Origin of the sequence: Serratia sp. NPDC087055 (assembly GCF_044900985.1) — a bacterium.
Classification (GTDB): Bacteria; Pseudomonadota; Gammaproteobacteria; order Enterobacterales; family Enterobacteriaceae; genus Serratia.
In genome coordinates this window covers 75,833-93,831 of record NZ_JBJDOG010000006.1, presented here as the reverse complement: position 1 = coordinate 93,831, position 17,999 = coordinate 75,833, and the positions used below count along the sequence as shown (strand labels likewise).

General features: G+C 53.6%; 17 protein-coding genes. 11 read left to right on the top strand and 6 right to left on the bottom strand.

The features are described from left to right. The first annotated feature begins 127 nt into the window (after positions 1–127). Positions 128–550: an Lrp/AsnC family transcriptional regulator gene (locus tag ACI2J2_RS21360; RefSeq protein WP_404760816.1), complete on the top strand. Its 423-nt coding sequence runs from the start codon at positions 128–130 to the stop codon at positions 548–550. Here the strand turns inward: ACI2J2_RS21360 and ACI2J2_RS21355 are convergent. From ACI2J2_RS21355 to ACI2J2_RS21345, 3 genes are read right to left on the bottom strand one after another with little or no spacing between them, the layout of a single operon-like run. Continuing rightward, a complete protein-coding gene (locus tag ACI2J2_RS21355; protein ID WP_265556063.1) occupies positions 547–882 on the bottom strand; it encodes a multidrug efflux SMR transporter in 336 nt (111 codons plus the stop codon). The two genes, ACI2J2_RS21360 and ACI2J2_RS21355, sit on opposite strands and share 4 nt — an antisense overlap. A gap of 27 nt (positions 883–909) precedes the next feature. After that, positions 910–1,209, bottom strand: coding sequence for a hypothetical protein (locus tag ACI2J2_RS21350; protein ID WP_209639270.1), 300 nt, complete (start codon positions 1,207–1,209; stop codon positions 910–912). A 32-nt stretch (positions 1,210–1,241) separates the two neighbouring features. Next, on the bottom strand, positions 1,242–1,547 hold the full coding sequence (locus tag ACI2J2_RS21345; RefSeq protein WP_265556064.1) for a DUF406 family protein: 306 nt from the start codon (positions 1,545–1,547) through the stop codon (positions 1,242–1,244). Between the two features lie 353 nt (positions 1,548–1,900). Between ACI2J2_RS21345 and ACI2J2_RS21340 the strand changes: the two genes are divergently transcribed. Continuing rightward, a complete protein-coding gene (locus ACI2J2_RS21340; RefSeq protein ID WP_265556065.1) occupies positions 1,901–2,347 on the top strand; it encodes a universal stress protein in 447 nt (148 codons plus the stop codon). A 252-nt stretch (positions 2,348–2,599) separates the two neighbouring features. On the opposite strand, the gene ACI2J2_RS21335 is transcribed toward ACI2J2_RS21340, so the two are convergent. Continuing rightward, positions 2,600–3,829 (bottom strand): NAD(P)/FAD-dependent oxidoreductase, encoded by a 1,230-nt coding sequence (locus tag ACI2J2_RS21335; RefSeq protein WP_404760815.1) that lies wholly within the window; start codon positions 3,827–3,829, stop codon positions 2,600–2,602. Between the two features lie 345 nt (positions 3,830–4,174). On the opposite strand from ACI2J2_RS21335, the gene pitA reads away from it, so the two are divergent. Next, positions 4,175–5,677, top strand: coding sequence for an inorganic phosphate transporter PitA (gene pitA / locus ACI2J2_RS21330; protein WP_209639313.1), 1,503 nt, complete (start codon positions 4,175–4,177; stop codon positions 5,675–5,677). Between the two features lie 73 nt (positions 5,678–5,750). Here pitA and uspB read toward each other — a convergent pair whose 3' ends face one another. Then, positions 5,751–6,086: a universal stress protein UspB gene (uspB, locus tag ACI2J2_RS21325; protein WP_061808549.1), complete on the bottom strand. Its 336-nt coding sequence runs from the start codon at positions 6,084–6,086 to the stop codon at positions 5,751–5,753. Between the two features lie 619 nt (positions 6,087–6,705). On the opposite strand from uspB, the gene uspA reads away from it, so the two are divergent. The 8 genes from uspA to ACI2J2_RS21285 all read left to right on the top strand — a co-directional run bounded on the left by uspA (position 6,706) and on the right by ACI2J2_RS21285 (position 15,944). Continuing rightward, positions 6,706–7,152: a universal stress protein UspA gene (gene uspA, locus ACI2J2_RS21320; RefSeq protein ID WP_012147365.1), complete on the top strand. Its 447-nt coding sequence runs from the start codon at positions 6,706–6,708 to the stop codon at positions 7,150–7,152. Between the two features lie 320 nt (positions 7,153–7,472). Further along, positions 7,473–8,816 (top strand): NADP-specific glutamate dehydrogenase, encoded by a 1,344-nt coding sequence (gdhA, locus tag ACI2J2_RS21315; protein WP_209639316.1) that lies wholly within the window; start codon positions 7,473–7,475, stop codon positions 8,814–8,816. A 338-nt stretch (positions 8,817–9,154) separates the two neighbouring features. Further along, positions 9,155–10,141, top strand: a complete 987-nt coding sequence (locus tag ACI2J2_RS21310) for an autoinducer 2 ABC transporter substrate-binding protein (protein WP_404760814.1) — start codon at positions 9,155–9,157, stop codon at positions 10,139–10,141. Between the two features lie 99 nt (positions 10,142–10,240). Next, positions 10,241–11,740, top strand: coding sequence for a sugar ABC transporter ATP-binding protein (locus ACI2J2_RS21305; RefSeq protein WP_404760813.1), 1,500 nt, complete (start codon positions 10,241–10,243; stop codon positions 11,738–11,740). Continuing rightward, complete coding sequence (locus tag ACI2J2_RS21300) at positions 11,733–12,722, top strand: ABC transporter permease (protein WP_404760812.1); 990 nt, start codon at positions 11,733–11,735, stop codon at positions 12,720–12,722. Before ACI2J2_RS21305 ends, ACI2J2_RS21300 begins: the two co-directional genes overlap by 8 nt. A gap of 1 nt (position 12,723) precedes the next feature. Next, complete coding sequence (locus tag ACI2J2_RS21295) at positions 12,724–13,677, top strand: ABC transporter permease (protein WP_209639328.1); 954 nt, start codon at positions 12,724–12,726, stop codon at positions 13,675–13,677. Positions 13,678–13,707: 30 nt separating this feature from the next. Then, positions 13,708–15,345, top strand: a complete 1,638-nt coding sequence (locus tag ACI2J2_RS21290; RefSeq protein WP_209639331.1) for an FGGY-family carbohydrate kinase — start codon at positions 13,708–13,710, stop codon at positions 15,343–15,345. Continuing rightward, a complete protein-coding gene (locus ACI2J2_RS21285; protein WP_265556072.1) occupies positions 15,345–15,944 on the top strand; it encodes an SIS domain-containing protein in 600 nt (199 codons plus the stop codon). Before ACI2J2_RS21290 ends, ACI2J2_RS21285 begins: the two co-directional genes overlap by 1 nt. Positions 15,945–16,007: 63 nt before the next feature. On the opposite strand, the gene ACI2J2_RS21280 is transcribed toward ACI2J2_RS21285, so the two are convergent. Continuing rightward, positions 16,008–17,906 carry a bifunctional UDP-sugar hydrolase/5'-nucleotidase gene (locus tag ACI2J2_RS21280; RefSeq protein WP_265556073.1) on the bottom strand — a complete coding sequence of 633 codons (1,899 nt, stop codon included), beginning with the start codon at positions 17,904–17,906 and terminating at the stop codon, positions 16,008–16,010. Positions 17,907–17,999 lie beyond the last annotated feature (93 nt).

Here is a 17,999-nt window from a genome sequence, read left to right as displayed (position 1 = left end):
TCACTGGGATCGGGGATGAAAATGCGCCCCCATTATGGAAAATCAATTTGACGCCAAACAGTGTGATAACTGGCTAAATTGCTCTATATTTTTACAAACCGACACCAACCCGTGACACTTTGACAACATGAATGACACCGACCGCCAGATCCTCGCCCTGCTGCGTGAAAATGCCCGTGCTTCGATCACCGAGATCGCCAATAAGGTGCGAGTTTCGCGCGCTACGGTACAAAAAAGAGTTGAGGCGCTGGAAGCGCAGGGAATCATTACCGGCTACACCATCCGCATAAAGCCAGGCGTGGAACATAACCGCATTCGCGCCTGGATGTCTGTGGCCGTTGAAGGCACCCGTGCACAAAGTGTGTTGCAGCAATTACGTATCGAACCGTCGGTCTTCACCCTGCATACGACCAACGGTAAATGGGATATTTTGGTGGAAATCCGCACCGACAGCCTGGAGAATTTCGATAAAATTTTGGGCCGCATCCGCCGCATCGATGGCATTTCCAACACCGAAACCAGCATTCTTCTCTCGACGCACAAGGCTTAACGGCTCGCGGCAGGTTTGACTACCCCACATTTTAGACAGGCAATACCACAGATAATGAATAAAAAACCCAATAGCTTGAGGGGCGATACCGAATCATGAAACAGCAGATAACTCAAAGAAACGATCAGTATAATGCCAATGCCTTCCCATAGGGCATAAGCAATGCCCAGAGGAATGGTTCTGATTGCTTTGGCAAAGAAAAAATAGGAAATGCATATCGCTATTAATGTAATAAGGTAAAGTTTATCGCACTGATAGACCTGCGCGTATTTAATGCAAATGGTTCCCATCACCTCAAATAATATGGCCAGCAACAGCATAATCCATTGCATTATCCTTCCCGGTATTTTGTCTATAAATTAAGGAGGGGTTAACTTTAGATCGGCTGGGCGTGCACAAAACCTGTCTTTATTATGTTCACTCCAGTCAGGGTCTATCAGGCTTAACTTTCCTTCGGTTATTTTAATAATACTTTCACCCGCGACCGCCGTACCATAGACCGATGACAATGCATCGGCCATGCCTCTGCCGTATTTCTGGATAAAAGCCACCGCCAGACGAGGCGTTTCCGTCCCCTGATTGATGTCGCAAATTCGCCCCTGAATAAAACGAGTCAGTTCTCTCTCACAAATGACGATCGCTATTGTCATATCTTTCATGATTTCATAACCTGGAAAATGAAACGGCGGGATTAGTCGTGGATACGATGCTGCATCTCCAACTCAAAGATAATCGCTTCTGCCTGGCAGGAAAACGTCATGTCGATCCTGGCAATATACTTTTTATTCAATATCTTGACGGTATGAGACAAATGGCAGGGGTACTTTTCAGATGCCACGTTGTTGGCACGGATCTCCATCTCCTCAAAGTGTGCCATGGCCTGCTCATAGGTATCGAAATGGTTAGTGACGGTCACCGTGCAATTCTCGTTGTCCAGTACCGAGCCCATATCAATGGAACACCCTTTATCACTGCATTTATCCAGCAAATCTTTCATCTTATTTCCTCGTCAGTATGTTGTTGGCATCATGTTAATAATAAATTTTTATCGTTAAAAAAATGAGGGAGCAAAAGTCGGAAGTCATCACTCCCCCAAAACCAGAAAATTGGATTCACAAATTGCATACTTAACGCCAGCTACCTAGGATTAACGGATAATCACCTCCTTTGATATTACGCTTCTCGATGACTTTGCTTTCGACGATTGATAATAAACATTGTGAACCTTTAAATTCAACGACCACATTAATACAAAAAAGTCGTTACCCTGACCGGTTATTCAGGTTTGATTTAAATGACTTCTGGGTAGACGCTATTATCAAGACAATCAGAATAGAAAAGGAGAGCCGTATGCTTTATAAAAATATACTTGTGGCATTGGACTTAAAAGACAACAACAAGAAACTGCTCGACCGCGCCCTTTCTCTCAGCCATGCCACTCAGGCGAAGTTGTATGTCGTGCATGTCGGCGTCGATGTCAGTGAGCTGTATTCTGGCGTGGTTATCGATCCTCTGGATAGCTTTCAAACTCGGGTGATTAACGATGACGTTAACCTGTTAAAGAAATTTCTACTCGATGGCGGCTATGATACGTCCTCGATTGTCGAAGCACTGGAGGTCGTCGGTGACTTTAATCGGGAAATCGAAAAAATCCTGTTTGAAAAACATATCGAGCTGCTGATCTGCGGGCATCGGCATAATTTCCTGAGCCGACTCATGCCGACATCCCGTCATTTGATTAACAATGCCAAAACCGATGTCTTGCTGGTGTCACTGCCCGAAAAAATCGATAGCTGAGCGTCCGTTGCACAAGGGCGAAATACCTACTTAGCCCCCGGATAAGCTATCAAAAATTAACGTAGCCTATCCGGTAATACTGAAGTATTAGATGAGTCTTTTTTAAAGACACCTTTGAATGACGCCTGATCGACCGGCATTTTTGAAGTGTCCAGGCCGTTCTCAAACTGATCGCGATCATACTTACGCATTTGTGAAGAAAACATCACGCCATAACCACGTTTATCACAGGGTGAATGTAGTAGTGCCTGATTATCGGCCTTCATGCTCCGTACGGCTTTGTTGTCTCGGCACCGCCGCCAGCGCCTGAGCGCAGGCCCAGGCCGAGCTCCAGGCCCACTGGAAGTTATATCCCCCCAGCCACCCTGTCACATCCACCACTTCACCGATGAAATACAGACCCGGCACCTTGGCAGCTTCCATGGTCTTGGAAGAGAGCGCTTTGGTGTCTACGCCACCGAGCGTCACTTCCGCCGTGCGATAACCTTCGGTGCCGTTAGGCTGTACACGCCAGTTTTGTAATGTTTCCACCAGCGCAGCCTGCTGCGTCGGGTTTAGCTGTTTGAGCGTGGCTTCCGGCAGTTGCCCCAACGTCTGTAAACACTCCACCAAGCGCTTTGGCAGGTGCAGCGCCAGGGTATTCTTCAGGCTTTGGTTAGGATGAGCCTGACGTTGCTCATTGAGGAAGCCCGCTAAATCAAGCGCAGGAAGTAAGTTAACGCTCACAAACTCACCAGGTTGCCAGTAGCTGGACAGCTGCAGTACCGCCGGGCCAGACAGGCCGCGATGGGTAAACAGAATGCTTTCTCGGAAGCTGACGCCGTTTTCTGCGGTGATCACCGCCGGCACAGACACACCGGACAAGGTCTGTAGGTGCTCCAGCAGCGGTTTATGCAGCGTGAAAGGCACCAGCGCGGCGCGCGTTGGCAGCACCTTCAGGCCAAACTGTTCGGCCAACTTGTAGCCAAAGGGTGAAGCGCCCAGGCCCGGCATCGACAGACCGCCGCTGGCCACTACAAGTGAGCGAGCACTTACTTTATCGCCATTCAGCGTCAACTCGAAGCCATCCGCGGTTTTTTCCACGCTCAGCACTTCGCTGCGCAGACGGGTCGTCACCTGGCCCAACTCACATTCTTTGACCAGCAGTTCGACCACTTGCTGTGCCGAGTCATCGCAGAACAGTTGCCCCAGCGTTTTCTCGTGATAGGCGATGCCATAGCGGTTGATCAGATCGATAAAATCCCACTGGGTGTAACGCGCCAATGCCGACTTACAGAAATGTGGGTTATTCGACAGGTAAGCGGCCGGTTCCGTGTACATATTGGTAAAGTTACAGCGCCCGCCGCCGGACATCAGGATTTTACGCCCCGGTTTTTTGCCGTTGTCGAGCAGCAGCACCCGGCAACCCAGTTGCCCTGCCTGAGCCGCGCAAAACATACCCGCTGCGCCCGCACCTATTACCACGACATCAAACTGTTCCACCTGCGCCTCTCTGAATATCCCCTGCATACTTGAAGCTGCAGCTCCAATTATTTTGGGTGTAAAAACCACAATCGCGACAAAAGGCCGCCATATTACGCCGTTTCGCCACCGGTAACCGGCAACTTTACGGCGGCAGATTGTAAAGCCATGACGCCGGCAACGCCATAGTAAGAAAATATTACAACGAGCCAGACAGCATAACGCGCTGATATTTCATATCTTTGTCATATCGGTGCCATCGTTTCGTCATATCTAAATCAAAAAAACGTCATATTTTCCTTTTCCCCGGCCCCGGTTGTCACTGATAATGCGCGGCGTTCATGTCCACAAACTGGCGTAACGCTTATGCTGCATTTGTTCGCTGGCCTGGATTTCCATACCGGCCTGATGTTAATTCTCGCATTGTTGTTCGTGTTGTTTTATGAAGCCATCAATGGTTTTCATGACACGGCCAATGCGGTTGCTACAGTAATCTATACCCGTGCCATGCGCTCGCAACTTGCGGTCGTGATGGCTGGTTTGTTTAACTTTCTTGGCGTTATGCTCGGCGGTTTGAGTGTTGCTTACGCCATTGTTCATCTGTTGCCAACAGATCTGTTGTTGAACGTCAGTTCAGCACACGGATTAGCCATGGTGTTCTCCATGCTGCTGGCGGCTATCATCTGGAACCTCGGCACCTGGTATTTCGGTCTGCCGGCCTCCAGCTCCCATACGCTGATTGGCGCAATTATTGGTGTGGGTTTGACCAACGCACTGATGACACACACTTCGGTGGTGGATGCGCTTAACGTCCCGAAAATGATTGGTATTTTCCTGTCATTGCTCATCTCGCCGCTGGTCGGCATGATGGTCGCCGGGTTGATGGTGTTTGCCTTGCGCCGCTATTGGAGTGGCACCAAGAAACGCCAGCGTATCCACATGACCCCTGCGGAACGTGAAAAGGTCGACGGCAAACGTAAGCCGCCGTTCTGGACGCGCATCGCATTGATCCTGTCGGCTATTGGCGTCAGCTTCTCGCATGGCGCTAACGACGGCCAGAAAGGTATCGGCCTGATTATGCTGGTGCTGATCGGCGTGGCGCCAGCGGGCTTCGTGCTCAATATGAATGCAACCGGCTATGACATCACCCGTACACGTGATGCCGTTGCCCACCTGCAGCAATATTACCAACAGCACGGTGATGCCTTGTCGCACGTGGTCGCTCTCACTCCGTTGGTGCCAAGCCCGGACGAGGACGTATCGTCGGATAAACCCGCCGAGTTCCACTGTGACAGTGCCCGCGCTATGCCGGCGATTCAGCTTGCTTCCGGCTTGCTGAACAACCTGCAAAGTTACGATCAACTGACGGTAGATCAGCGCAGCCATCTGCGTCGCCTGCTGATGTGCGTAACGGATACTGCAGACAAGATCGCTAAGCTGCCTGAAACCTCAAGCCAGGACCAACGTTTCCTGAAAAACCTGCGTCAAGATCTGCTGCAAACCGTTGAGTATGCACCGATCTGGATTATCGTCGCGGTTGCTCTGGCGTTGTCACTCGGCACCATGGTGGGTTGGCAGCGTGTGGCGACCACCATTGGCGAGAAAATCGGTAAAAAAGGCATGACTTACGCCCAGGGCGTGTCGGCTCAGATGACCGCAGCCTTGTCGATTGGTGTTGCCAGCTATACCGGCATGCCCGTGTCCACTACCCACGTACTCTCTTCGGCGGTTGCCGGGACGATGATCGTGGACGGCGGCGGCGTGCAAAGCAAAACCGTGAAGAACATCCTGTTGGCCTGGTTACTGACCTTGCCGATCTCGATACTGCTTTCCGGTTCACTGTATTGGTTGGCACTTAAGCTGATCTAAGCAGTTTGCTCCATGAGAAAGGCGGCCCTGGTGGCCGCCTTTTCTTTGTCTGCTACGCGGAAAACAAACGGCCTTAATACCAGATCATCAGCGCGATAAGGCTGATAAACACCAGCCCGCTCAGGGCGGACGTCAACATAAACTGCCCGCGCACCCGCTCACAGCGGCGAATAAATTCCGGATCATGATGCTCGACATAGCGCTGCGAGAAGATATAGCGCACCAACCTTATCTGTTTGCTCGGCTGGCCATGAGCGGTAAAGAAGCCGCCGCCGTCGACATATTGGTACAGCAGCGGGTCGCAGCCGCGCAGAACCACCAGCAGCGCACGCAGAGAAGAGTAATACCGCACCATGTTTAACACACACACCACACACAGAGCCCAAAACAGCGCGACGGTACTGATCATGATTGCCTCCTCAAGGCGTTGTTATCCACGGCGCTCCGCCGGGTCCAACTGCCCTACCTCTATACACGCATTACTGCTGGAGCCTACCGCTCCGATCCCCTTGTCACCGCACAGGCCGCGCATAACCCACCGCCTCTGGAGACAGCCTATCGCCATGCGGATACCTATCGCGCAGCTTTAGCTCAGAGGGGAAATGATAAGGCCCATAGTCATTATTGTAGGTTAACGAAACACAAACTGGCCTGAGCAGTAGATAAAATTTACCGCAACCCGCCATTTTGTCATCTGCCGATGGGTTATAACTCATAACCGCCCTGACAGACGCTGACGGTCTTTTCTTCTGCCCAAAGGGGTATTTAGGGCTATACTCTGTTCAAGAATGCTTATATTTCAATCGGTCAACCTTCACGTAGCCCTATAGGCGATAGGATTTCCTGCCTGGTGGGTGTACAACTGACTGAGTAGAGATAAAGAGATTTTTTGATGCGATGCAGTGTGATCGCCCCAACATATCATTACGTTATCTGAATGATAAAATGCAGGTAAACCTGAAGCGCCAGGCTGGTACGCTGAATGCCTGCTAACCTTTTAATCGGCATTATATGGAAGGAGTATTCTCATGGCTTACAAACACATTCTGATCGCGGTAGACCTATCACCAGAGAGCAAAATCCTGGTGGAAAAAGCCGTATCTATGGCGCGTCCGTACAACGCCAAAGTTTCCCTGATCCACGTAGATGTTAACTATTCCGACCTGTACACCGGCCTGATCGACGTTAATCTCGGCGACATGCAGAAACGTATCTCGGAAGAAACGCACCACGCGTTGACCGAGTTGTCACAAAATGCCGGCTATCCAATTACTGAAACCCTGAGCGGCAGTGGCGATTTGGCGCAGGTGCTGGTCGATGCCATCAAGAAATACGATATGGACCTGGTACTCTGTGGCCACCATCAGGATTTCTGGAGCAAGCTGATGTCCTCCGCACGTCAGTTGATCAACACCGTGCACATCGACATGCTGATTGTGCCGTTGCGTGACGAAGACGAAAAAGCCGAAGACTAAGTAAGCGCCACTAACATAATTAGCCTACGCCCGCTTTCGCGGGCGTTTTTTGTTCCGCCGTCATCATTAATCGCTTGATAATCAACCGCCCTCCAGTGATATAGTCGCTAAAGACACAACATCCTCCCCCAGAGGTTATCCATACCCATATTTATAAAAATAATGGGGGAAAAATCACGCTATACCCAATCGCTTACAGGTTACAGCCAGGCGGCAAACGCATGAATCCCCAAGAACTTGGCTATATCAAGTGGCTGGGGTGAGGGCGGGAAGCCAACCACGCTGTAGTGTGGAAGACGAAGGGTAAAAAGGAGTTATCCATGGAAAATGCTTCATCGGTAGAATCATTCCTGTCTTCGTTACAACAGCATAATCCCCATCAGCCGGAATATTTGCAGGCAGTCAGAGAGGTTTTCACCTCGCTGTGGCCGTTTATCGAGCGCAACCCGCGCTATCGCGAATATGCACTGCTGGAACGCTTGGTGGAGCCAGAACGCACCATCCAGTTCCGCGTCAGTTGGGTAGACGATCGCGGCCAGGTGCAGGTCAACCGTGCCTGGCGCGTGCAGTTCAACTCCGCCATCGGCCCCTACAAAGGCGGTATGCGCTTCCACCCATCGGTGAATTTGTCGATTCTGAAATTCCTTGGCTTTGAGCAGACGTTTAAAAATGCGCTGACCACCCTGCCAATGGGCGGCGGAAAAGGCGGTTCGGACTTTGATCCCAAAGGCAAAAGCCAGGCAGAGATCATGCGTTTCTGCCAAGCACTGATGACAGAGCTGTATCGCCATCTGGGGCCAGATACCGACGTGCCTGCCGGGGATATCGGCGTTGGCGGCCGGGAGGTCGGCTTTATGAGCGGCATGATGAAAAAACTGTCCAACAACACTGCCTGCGTGTTTACCGGCAAAGGGCTGTCATTTGGCGGCAGTCTGATTCGCCCAGAGGCTACCGGCTATGGGTTGGTGTACTTTACCGACGCTATGCTGCAACGCCATGGGCTAGGTTTTGAAGGCATGCGAGTCGCCGTTTCCGGTTCAGGTAACGTGGCGCAGTACACCATTGAGAAGGCGCTGGAGCTGGATGCACGTGTGATCACCGTGTCAGACTCCGGTGGCACGTTGGTCGATGAGGCCGGTTTCACTACCGAAAAACTGGCCCATTTGGCGGAGATCAAGAACCAGCGCTATGGCCGGGTGGAAGATTACGCCCGCGAGCGCGGTCTGACGTATCTGGCCGGTCAGCAGCCGTGGAGCGTGCCGGTGGATATCGCCCTACCTTGCGCCACCCAAAATGAGCTGGATCTGGACGCCGCGCAGATGCTGATCCGCAACGGCGTGAAAGCCGTGGCTGAGGGCGCCAATATGCCAACCACCATTCAGGCAACCGATGCATTCCTGGACGCCGGCGTGCTGTTTGCGCCAGGCAAGGCCGCCAACGCCGGTGGCGTGGCGACGTCTGGTTTAGAGATGGCGCAGAATGCCGCACGCATTGGCTGGCGGGCGGAGAAAGTGGATGTACGTTTACAACATATCATGGCGGATATTCATCAATCCTGTGTGGAATATGGCGGTGAAGGGAAGCAAACCCACTACGTACACGGCGCCAATATCGCTGGATTCGTCAAAGTCGCCGACGCCATGCTGGCACAGGGCGTGCTCTAACATCGCCGTAAGGTGATCTTGTTCACACAACAGATAAATGCTTCAATGCCGGCCCCCAGGCCGGCGTTTTTACCCCCTCAACACCCCCGCATCGACACTCATTTTGTTTCTTATTTGTTATTCTTAGTTTAATTAATTGTTAATTTTATGGTGTTTTTACGTGGTAAAATTACCACCCCCAAATTATTAAACATTTAATTAACATTAAAACCGTCATAATTTTACCTAAATGTGTGTAGATCACACTTCCCTAACTCTCGTTACGCGCCCTCTTCCATTCCTTTGTAATCTGCTCCGGTGGAATAAAACCACCCCTACAGATAAAAAAGGTACAGCGAATGAAATTTAACCTCGCATTATTAAATGCATGTGTGGTTTCTGCGTGCATGTTATCGACAACACCTGCCTTAGCGGCTGAAAAGTACGAGATTGCCGTGGTCGCCAAAGTGACCGGCATTCCCTGGTTTAACCGTATGGAAGTCGGCGTCAATGACGCGGCGAAAAAGCTCGATGTGAATGCCTATCAGACCGGGCCTTCTACCCCAGATCCTGCCGCACAGGTCAAAGTGATTGAAGACCTGATCGCCAAGAACGTTAACGCCATCATCGTCGTACCCAACGACGCCAAGGTACTGGAGCCGGTGCTGAAGAAGGCACGTGAAAAAGGCATCGTGGTGCTGACGCATGAATCACCGGATCAGCAGATTGGCCAGTGGGACATTGAAACCATCGACAGCGAGAAGTATGCACAGGCCAACGTCGATGAGCTGGCAAAAGACATGGGCGGCAAAGGCGGTTATGCCATTTATGTCGGGTCACTGACCGTGCCGTTGCACAACGCGTGGGCGGATTCCGCCATCAAGTACCAGAAAGCCAAATACCCGGACATGTTCGAGGTCACTTCGCGCCTGCCGGTGGCGGAAAGCATCGATAAATCCTACGCCACCACGCTGGATTTGATGAAAACCTACCCGCAGATGAAAGGCATTATCGGTTTCGGCTCTCTCGGCCCGATCGGTGCCGGCCAGGCAGTCGCCAAGAAGCGCGCCAAGGACAAGATTGCCGTAGTCGGTATTGCCATGCCGGCACAGGCTGCACCTTACCTGGTACGCGGTGACATCAAGAAAGCGCTGCTGTGGGACCCGAAAGACGCGGGTTATGCGCTGGTGACGGTCGCCGATCGGTTGTTACAGGGCAAAGAAGTGACGAAAGACTTGTCGATCGAAGGGTTGGGTAAAGCCGACGTCGATATGGATAAGAAAGTGATTCGGTTTAATAAAATTCTTGAAGTGACTAAAGATAATGCCAAATCACTAGGATTTTAATTTTCAGTAATATTACGCCACACCGGGAAAGTTATTAAATAACGTCGGTGCGCAGCCTACCGCGCCCGACAATAATAAAAACCTGCACAGGTTAACGCTATGGCTACATCCTCCGCATTTATTACCCTGGAGAATATCAGTAAAAAATTCCCAGGGGTGCTGGCATTGGACCAGATCAACCTGACGCTAAATATTGGCGAAGTGCACTGCCTGGCCGGACAAAATGGCTGTGGCAAAAGCACCATAATTAAAATTATTTCCGGCGTTTATCAGCCGGAAAAAGGCGCCAATATTTCGTTGGAAGGAAAACTCTTTCATTCCCTGACACCGCAGTTGTCTGGCTATTACGGTATTCAGGTGATTTATCAAGATCTGTCTTTATTCCCCAACCTGACCGTGGCGGAAAATATCGCCATTCACCGTTATCTGCCGGGCGGCCATTTCTGGGTGCGAAAACGGGTTATGCGCCAGACGGCACTGGACGCCATGGCACGCGTCGGCGTGCATATCGATCCCGACGCGAAAGTCGAAAAACTGTCGATTGCCGACCGCCAACTGGTGGCGATTTGCCGCGCCATTGCCGCCGAAGCACGGCTGGTGATCATGGATGAACCCACTGCCTCACTCACACGCCAAGAGGTCGACGGCCTGCTGCGGGTCGTTAACGAGCTGAAAGCAGCAGGCATCTGCGTGGTGTTTGTCAGCCACCGACTGGACGAAGTGATGGAAGTCGCCGACCGTATCAGCGTAATGCGCGACGGTAAGCTGGTCGGCACTTACCCGGCAAGCCAGCTGGACAGCCATGAGCTGGCGTTCCTGATGACCGGCCAACGCTTCCACTACAGCCAACTGCCCGCGCTGCCACCGACCGACGGCGCCCCCTTGCTTGAGGTTCGCAACCTGAGCCGGCAAGGAAAATATCAGGCGATTAATCTGTCACTCCACGGCGGCGAGATCGTCTCGATCGTCGGGTTACTTGGCGCGGGCCGTACCGAGCTGTGCCTTAGCCTCTTCGGCATGACGCGTCCCGACAGCGGTGAAATCAGGATAGGCGGCCAGCCGGTGCAACTGCATAACAACCGCGAAGCTGTACGTCATGGGATCGGCTATGTGTCTGAGGATCGCCTGACGCAAGGGCTGATCATGGATCAGTCGATCTACGACAACACCATCGTCACGGTGTTTGATCAATTGCACACCTCACTCGGGCTGCTGGATCACGCCAAAGCCACCGAGTTGGTCAATCGGCTGATCCGCGATCTGAACATTAAAGTTTCCGACAGCGCGTTGCCGGTCAAAACCCTGTCAGGCGGCAATGCCCAACGCATCGCTATCGCCAAGTGGGTCGCGACCAAACCGAAGATTTTGATCCTCGATTCCCCCACCGTGGGGGTCGATATCGCTAACAAAGAGGGGATCTACCAGATCGCCAAAGATCTGGCCGCACTCGGCATGGCCGTACTGATGATCTGCGATGAGATCCCAGAAGCCTACTACAACAGCCATCGGGTGATGGTGATGCGTAAAGGCGAGCTGATCGCCGAATTTTCGCCGCACCAGAGTACCGAACAACAGATCGCCGAGGTGGTGAATGGATAAGTCATTACTGGCCCGCCTGGCTGGCCGGCACGAGTTTTACCTTGGCTTGTTGGTGTTACTGCTGGCCATTGGCCTGAGCGTCAGCACCAGCGAATTTCTGACGCTGGGCAACCTGACCGATGTTGCCACCAGCTATGCCATTCTCGGCATCCTCGCCTGCGGCCTTTTCGTGGTGTTGATTGCCGGGGGTATCGATATTTCGTTCCCGGCCATCACCGCCATCGCCCAGTATGTGATGGCCAGTTGGGTGATTCAGCACGGCGGCGGCTTCCCATTGGCCTTTGGCCTGGCGATCGGCGTCGGCTTGCTGCTGGGCCTGGTGAACGGTTTTCTGGTTTACTGGCTGAAGGTGCCGGCGATCATCATCACCATTGCCACACTGAACCTGTTCTACGGCCTGTTGGTGTATGCCACCAAGGGTACCTGGTTATACGGTTTCCCCAACTGGTTTATGGATGGCATCAGCTGGTTTTCGTTCCAGGGGAGTGACGGCTATGACTATGGCCTGACGCTGCCGCTACTGTGCCTGCTGGCGGTGATTATCGTCACTGGCGTGCTGATGAACTTTACTCGCCTTGGTCGCCAGATCTTCGCCATGGGCGGCAACCGCGATGCCGCGTCGCGCCTGGGGCTAAACCTGCTGCGGTTGCATTTCTACGTTTACGGCTACATGGGCATTCTGGCAGGCATCGCCGCCGTGGTGCAGGCACAGATCACCCAGTCGGTGGCGCCCAACTCCCTGCTCGGCTTTGAGTTGACGGTGCTGGCGGCGGTGGTGCTGGGCGGTACCAGCATGACGGGCGGTCGCGGTTCACTGACCGGCACGCTGCTCGGTGTGGTACTGCTGGCTTTCCTGCAGAACGGTTTGACGCTGCTCAGCGTATCGGCCTATTGGCACCAGGTGTTCAGCGGCGCGATCATTTTGATCAGCATCAGCAGCACCGCCTGGAATGAAAAACGTAAGCTGGCCAAGGAGCTATGACATGACTCAGTTAACCCGCCTGATCCCGAACGATCGGATCATCCGCCTGCAGAGTGCGATCATTGTCGTTGTGGCGCTGCTGTTCGCCGGGCTGCTTGGATCGCGCTTCTTCAGTCTCGGCAATTTCCAGTCGATCGCCTCGCAGTTACCGATCCTCGGCATGCTGGCGCTCGGCATGGGCATTACCATGCTGACCGGCGGCATCAACTTGTCGATTATCGCCGGTGCCAACGCCTGCTCACTGGTGATGGCTGCCATTATCGTCAGCCATCCGGATCACCCCCTGTTCCTGGTGCTAGCCCTGCTGGCCGGGCTGCTGGTTGCCGTCGCCATTGGTGCACTTAACGGTGTGCTGGTGGCCTGGATCGGCGTTTCGCCGATTCTCGCATCGCTCGGCACCATGACGCTGATCACCGGCCTGAATATATTGCTGTCCAACGGGGCGGTGATCTCCGGCTTCCCGGCAGCGATTCAGTATCTGGGTAATGGCAGCCTGCTCGGCATCCCGGTGGCGCTGCTGCTGTTCCTGCTGGTCGCCGTTGGCCTGTGGCTGCTGCTGGAACACACCACGCTGGGGCGAAGCCTGTATTTAATCGGCTCCAACGAGCAAGCCACCCGTTTTAGCGGGGTGAACACGGCCAGAGTGCAAATCGCGGTCTATATCCTGTCCGCCCTGCTCGGTTGGGGCGCGGCGCTGCTGATGATGGCCAAGTTCAACTCGGCCAAGGCCGGTTACGGCGAATCCTACCTGTTGGTGACCATTCTGGCTTCGGTGCTGGGCGGCATTAACCCAGACGGCGGGTTTGGTCGGGTGCTCGGCCTGGTGCTGGCGCTGATCGTGCTGCAAATGCTGGAAAGCGGTCTCAACCTGTTGGGCGTCAGCAGCTATCTGACCATGGCCCTGTGGGGTGCGGTGCTGATCTTGTTTATCGCGTTACAGAATCGAAAAGTTTAGGTTGCGGACACAACCTTTAGGAGAAAAATAATGGCGAGCTATTTTATTGGCGTAGACGTAGGCACCGGAAGTGCGCGCGCAGGGGTGTTCGATCTCAATGGCCACATGGTCGGGCAGGCCAGCCGGGCTATCGATTTGTACCGCCCGAAGGCGGACTTTGTTGAGCAGTCATCTGACAATATCTGGCAGGCAGTTTGCAACGCAGTGCGTGATGCGGTCAACCAGGCCGACATCAACCCCATTCAGGTCAAAGGGTTGGGCTTTGACGCCACCTGCTCTCTGGTGGTGCTGGACAAAGAAGGCCAACCGCTGACCGTCAGCCCATCCGGCCGTACCGAACAGAATATTATTGTGTGGATGGATCACCGGGCCATCACTCAGGCCGAGCGTATTAACGCCACCAAACACCGGGTGCTGGATTTCGTCGGCGGCATCATTTCGCCGGAGATGCAGACCCCCAAAATGCTGTGGTTGAAGCAGCACATGCCGACCACCTGGGCCAATGCGGGTTACCTGTTCGACCTGCCGGACTTCCTCACCTGGCGTGCCACCCAGGACGCCACCCGTTCGCTGTGTTCGACGGTATGTAAATGGACTTATCTTGGTCATGAACAGCGCTGGGACAAAAGCTATTTCAAACAAATTGGGTTGGAGGACGTGCTAGAGCACGATGCGGCCAAAATCGGCAGCGACGTCAAAATGATGGGCGAACCGCTCGGCCACGGCCTGACTCAGCGTGCCGCCAGTGAAATGGGGCTGATCGCCGGCACGGCGGTCAGCGTGTCGATTATCGATGCCCATGCCGGCACCCTCGGCACGCTGGGCGCCACCGGAGCCTCCGGTGAAGTGGCAGACTTTAATCGCCGCGTCGCACTGATCGGCGGCACCTCCACCGGCCATATGGCCATGTCACGCACCGCCCGGTTTATTCCCGGCGTGTGGGGGCCCTATTACTCGGCCATTCTGCCGGAATACTGGTTGAATGAAGGCGGCCAGTCCGCCACCGGTGCACTGATTGACCACGTCATCCAGTCGCACCCGTGTTATCAGGAACTGTTGGCGCAGGCAAAAACGCAGGGTCAGACCATCTATGAAGTGCTGAACGCCCTGCTGCGCCGTATGGCTGGCGAGCCGGAGGATATTGCCTACCTGACCAAAGACATTCATATGCTGCCGTATTTCCACGGCAACCGCTCGCCGCGCGCCAATCCGACGCTGACCGGCACCCTGACCGGGCTAAAACTGTCCCGCACGCCGGAAGACATGGCGCTGCATTATCTGGCAACGATCCAGGCCATTGCGCTCGGCACTCGCCATATTATTGAAACCATGAATCAAAGCGGTTACAGCATCGATACCATCATGGCCAGCGGTGGCGGCACCAAGAACCCAATCTTCGTGCAGGAACATGCCAATGCCACCGGCTGCGCCATGCTGTTGCCGGAAGAGAGCGAGGCGATGCTGTTGGGCGGCGCAATGATGGGAACCGTGGCCGCCGGGGTATTCGATACCCTGCCAGAAGCGATGAGCGCCATGAGCCGTATCGGTAAAACCGTCACGCCGCAAACCAACAAAATCAAACAATACTATGACCGTAAATACCGCGTGTTCCATGAGTTGTATAACGACCATATGAAATACCGCCAACTGATGCAGGAGGATGCCTGATGCAACAGGAATGGCAGCGGGCAACTGAGGCCTGGGCAATCTACAGCCAGGAGCTGGCCCAGTTGGGACAACGCATCGACGCGCAGACCTGGCAAAAGTTGCTGACGTTGTTGGCGGAGTGTCAGGGCAAAATTGTGGTCACTGGCGTCGGCACTTCCGGCATCGCGGCGCGCAAGATTGCCCATATGCTGGCCTGCGTGGAACGACCGGCCATTTATCTCAATCCCACCGACGCGGCACACGGCGATCTGGGTTTTCTGCGCAGTGATGATCTGATGATTTTGATTTCACGCGGGGGCAATTCCGACGAACTGACCCGCCTGTTACCCACGTTGCAAGCCAAGGGCGTACCGCTGATTGGCGTGACGGAAAACCCGGATTCGGCGATCGCCAAAGCCTCGCCATTGGTGATAAGCACAGGCGTGGAAAATGAAATAGATCCGCTGAATATGCTGGCAACGACCTCTATCGTGCTGGTATTGGCAATTTTCGATGCTGCCTGCGCCTGCCTGATGGAACGCAGTGGCTACGACAAAGAAACGCTGCTGGCGGTACACCCTGGAGGGGACGTCGGCAAGCGCCTGCTGGAGGGGAATTAAGCTTTAGTCGGTATGATGTGGGCTCAGCATGCTGAGCCCCTACGCATGCTGAGCCTGCAACTATCAGGCCTTATTAATCGCTTCAATAATCACTAACCGATCGCTCAGACGTTTTTTCTCCACCGGATCGCTGGCGGTGGCTAACTGTGCCTTCAACGCTGCCTGTTGCTGTTGGCGTGCTTGTGGCTCACCGATCAGTAGCTGTTTCACGTTGAATGACGCGACATTACCGTAACGCCCATCTTCGCTGGTTGGCACGCTGATTTTGCCGTCGTTCAGCAGCTTTTCGACGATTTTACGCTCACGGTCATAACCTTCCAGCCCAACCAACTGCCAGCGCTGCACCGCCTGTCCCTGATACTGACCTTTTTTCACCTCGGTCAAATAACGGATAGTCAGATTGCGGATGGTGCCTGCCTCTTCGCCGTATTCCACCTTGCTGTCCGACAGGACCGGGAACTGCATGCCTTCCAACGCACCGCCTTTTTGCGTCAGGTGCCCCATGCGGTAACTGTTCATGCCCAGACGGATCGGCGTGCTGTCGGTCACTGGCGTGCCGTCGGCCATGCGCAGATCGCGGATACGCTGCCCGGCCGGTTGGCGCAGGTCGATTTTGTAGGTCACGCCATCGAAGAAATCATTGGTGGAGTATTTTGACGCACGACGCTGCGGGTTGAAGCTGTAAGTCACATCGCCATCATGCAGTTGGTTAAAGTAACCTGCCGACCATTCCATGTACTTCTTCAATTCTTTACCGCTGAGTTGATAGACGGTGATCTCACCGCCGGCATACTGGTAGTTAAAAGCGATGTCTTTGGCCGTGATCGTACCGACGTTCAATTTTGGTCGGTCGTTATCAATCTGCAACGCAATCACCTGCGCCTTAGGCGCATAGTAACGGCTGGCTTCCTGATACAGTTTGCTGATGCCGGTGTCCTGCACATGAACCTGCGGAATCCCCTTTATCGCATCCGGTGGTACCAGATCCTGGCCGGTCAGTTGAGCAATAGGTCGGTTGGCGTTCGCTCGCAGAATCTTGTGGTACGGCCGGTAAATCTCTTCCAGCTTTTTATCCGACGTGATGCCTTTGATCGGGTAGGTATAACTGTCTTTGTTGATCAGCACATACTTGCCGTTGTGCTGCTCAAACTGTAAATCAATACGCGACAGTGCGCGGCCATATTTGTCCGGCTCGGTAACGATCACGCCGTTGATCACGTCTTTATCGACTTTCACGTGCATATGCCCGGCAACAATCGCCGCCAGTTCCGGGTTAGCGCGAGCAATGTCGCCCACACCGGTGCCTGGGCGTTGGTTTTCGTTGTCGATCCCCATGTGCGCGACCAGCACAATGGCATCTACTTCACCCTGAATCTGCTGAATCACCTGCTTTACCGCCTGCACTGGGTCGGTAAAGTTGAGCCCTTTCACCCGGTCAGTGCCCTTGGCAAATTCCGCGGTCATCGGCGTATCCATGCCGATAATCCCGATTTTCACGCCTTGGCGTTCAATGATTTTATACGCCGGCAGGTAGGGTTTACCGCTGTCCCACAGAATGTTACCGGCCAATGCCGTGCCCTTGAACTGGTTCAGTGAGGTGGAAAGGGGTTTGAGGCCAAAATCGAATTCATGGTTACCCATCACCCAAACGTCGTAGTTGAGCGCGTTAAAGCCGAGGATCATCGGGCTGGTTTTATCGTTCTTAAAGGTTTCGACAAAGTTACCCTGAAGGGTATCGCCAGCATCGACCAGGATCACATTCGGCTGCTGAGCGCGCACCTGATGCACCTGAGTCGCAATTTGGCTCAGGCTGCCGGCCAGGTTTTCGGTATCGGTTGAGTAATCCCAGGGCACAAAGGTGCCGTGCAGATCAGACGTGCCAAGAATGGTGATATTGACAGGTTCAGAGGCCATCGCAGAGGTACCCAGGCATAGCAAAGCGGCAAGGAGTGTCTTCTTCATATTTATCTAATTATAGGAAGGGAAATGAAAAGGAATCATGCGATCTGGAACACAAGCTTGCTAGTATCTTTGCAAGGTAAAAAATAAAATTGG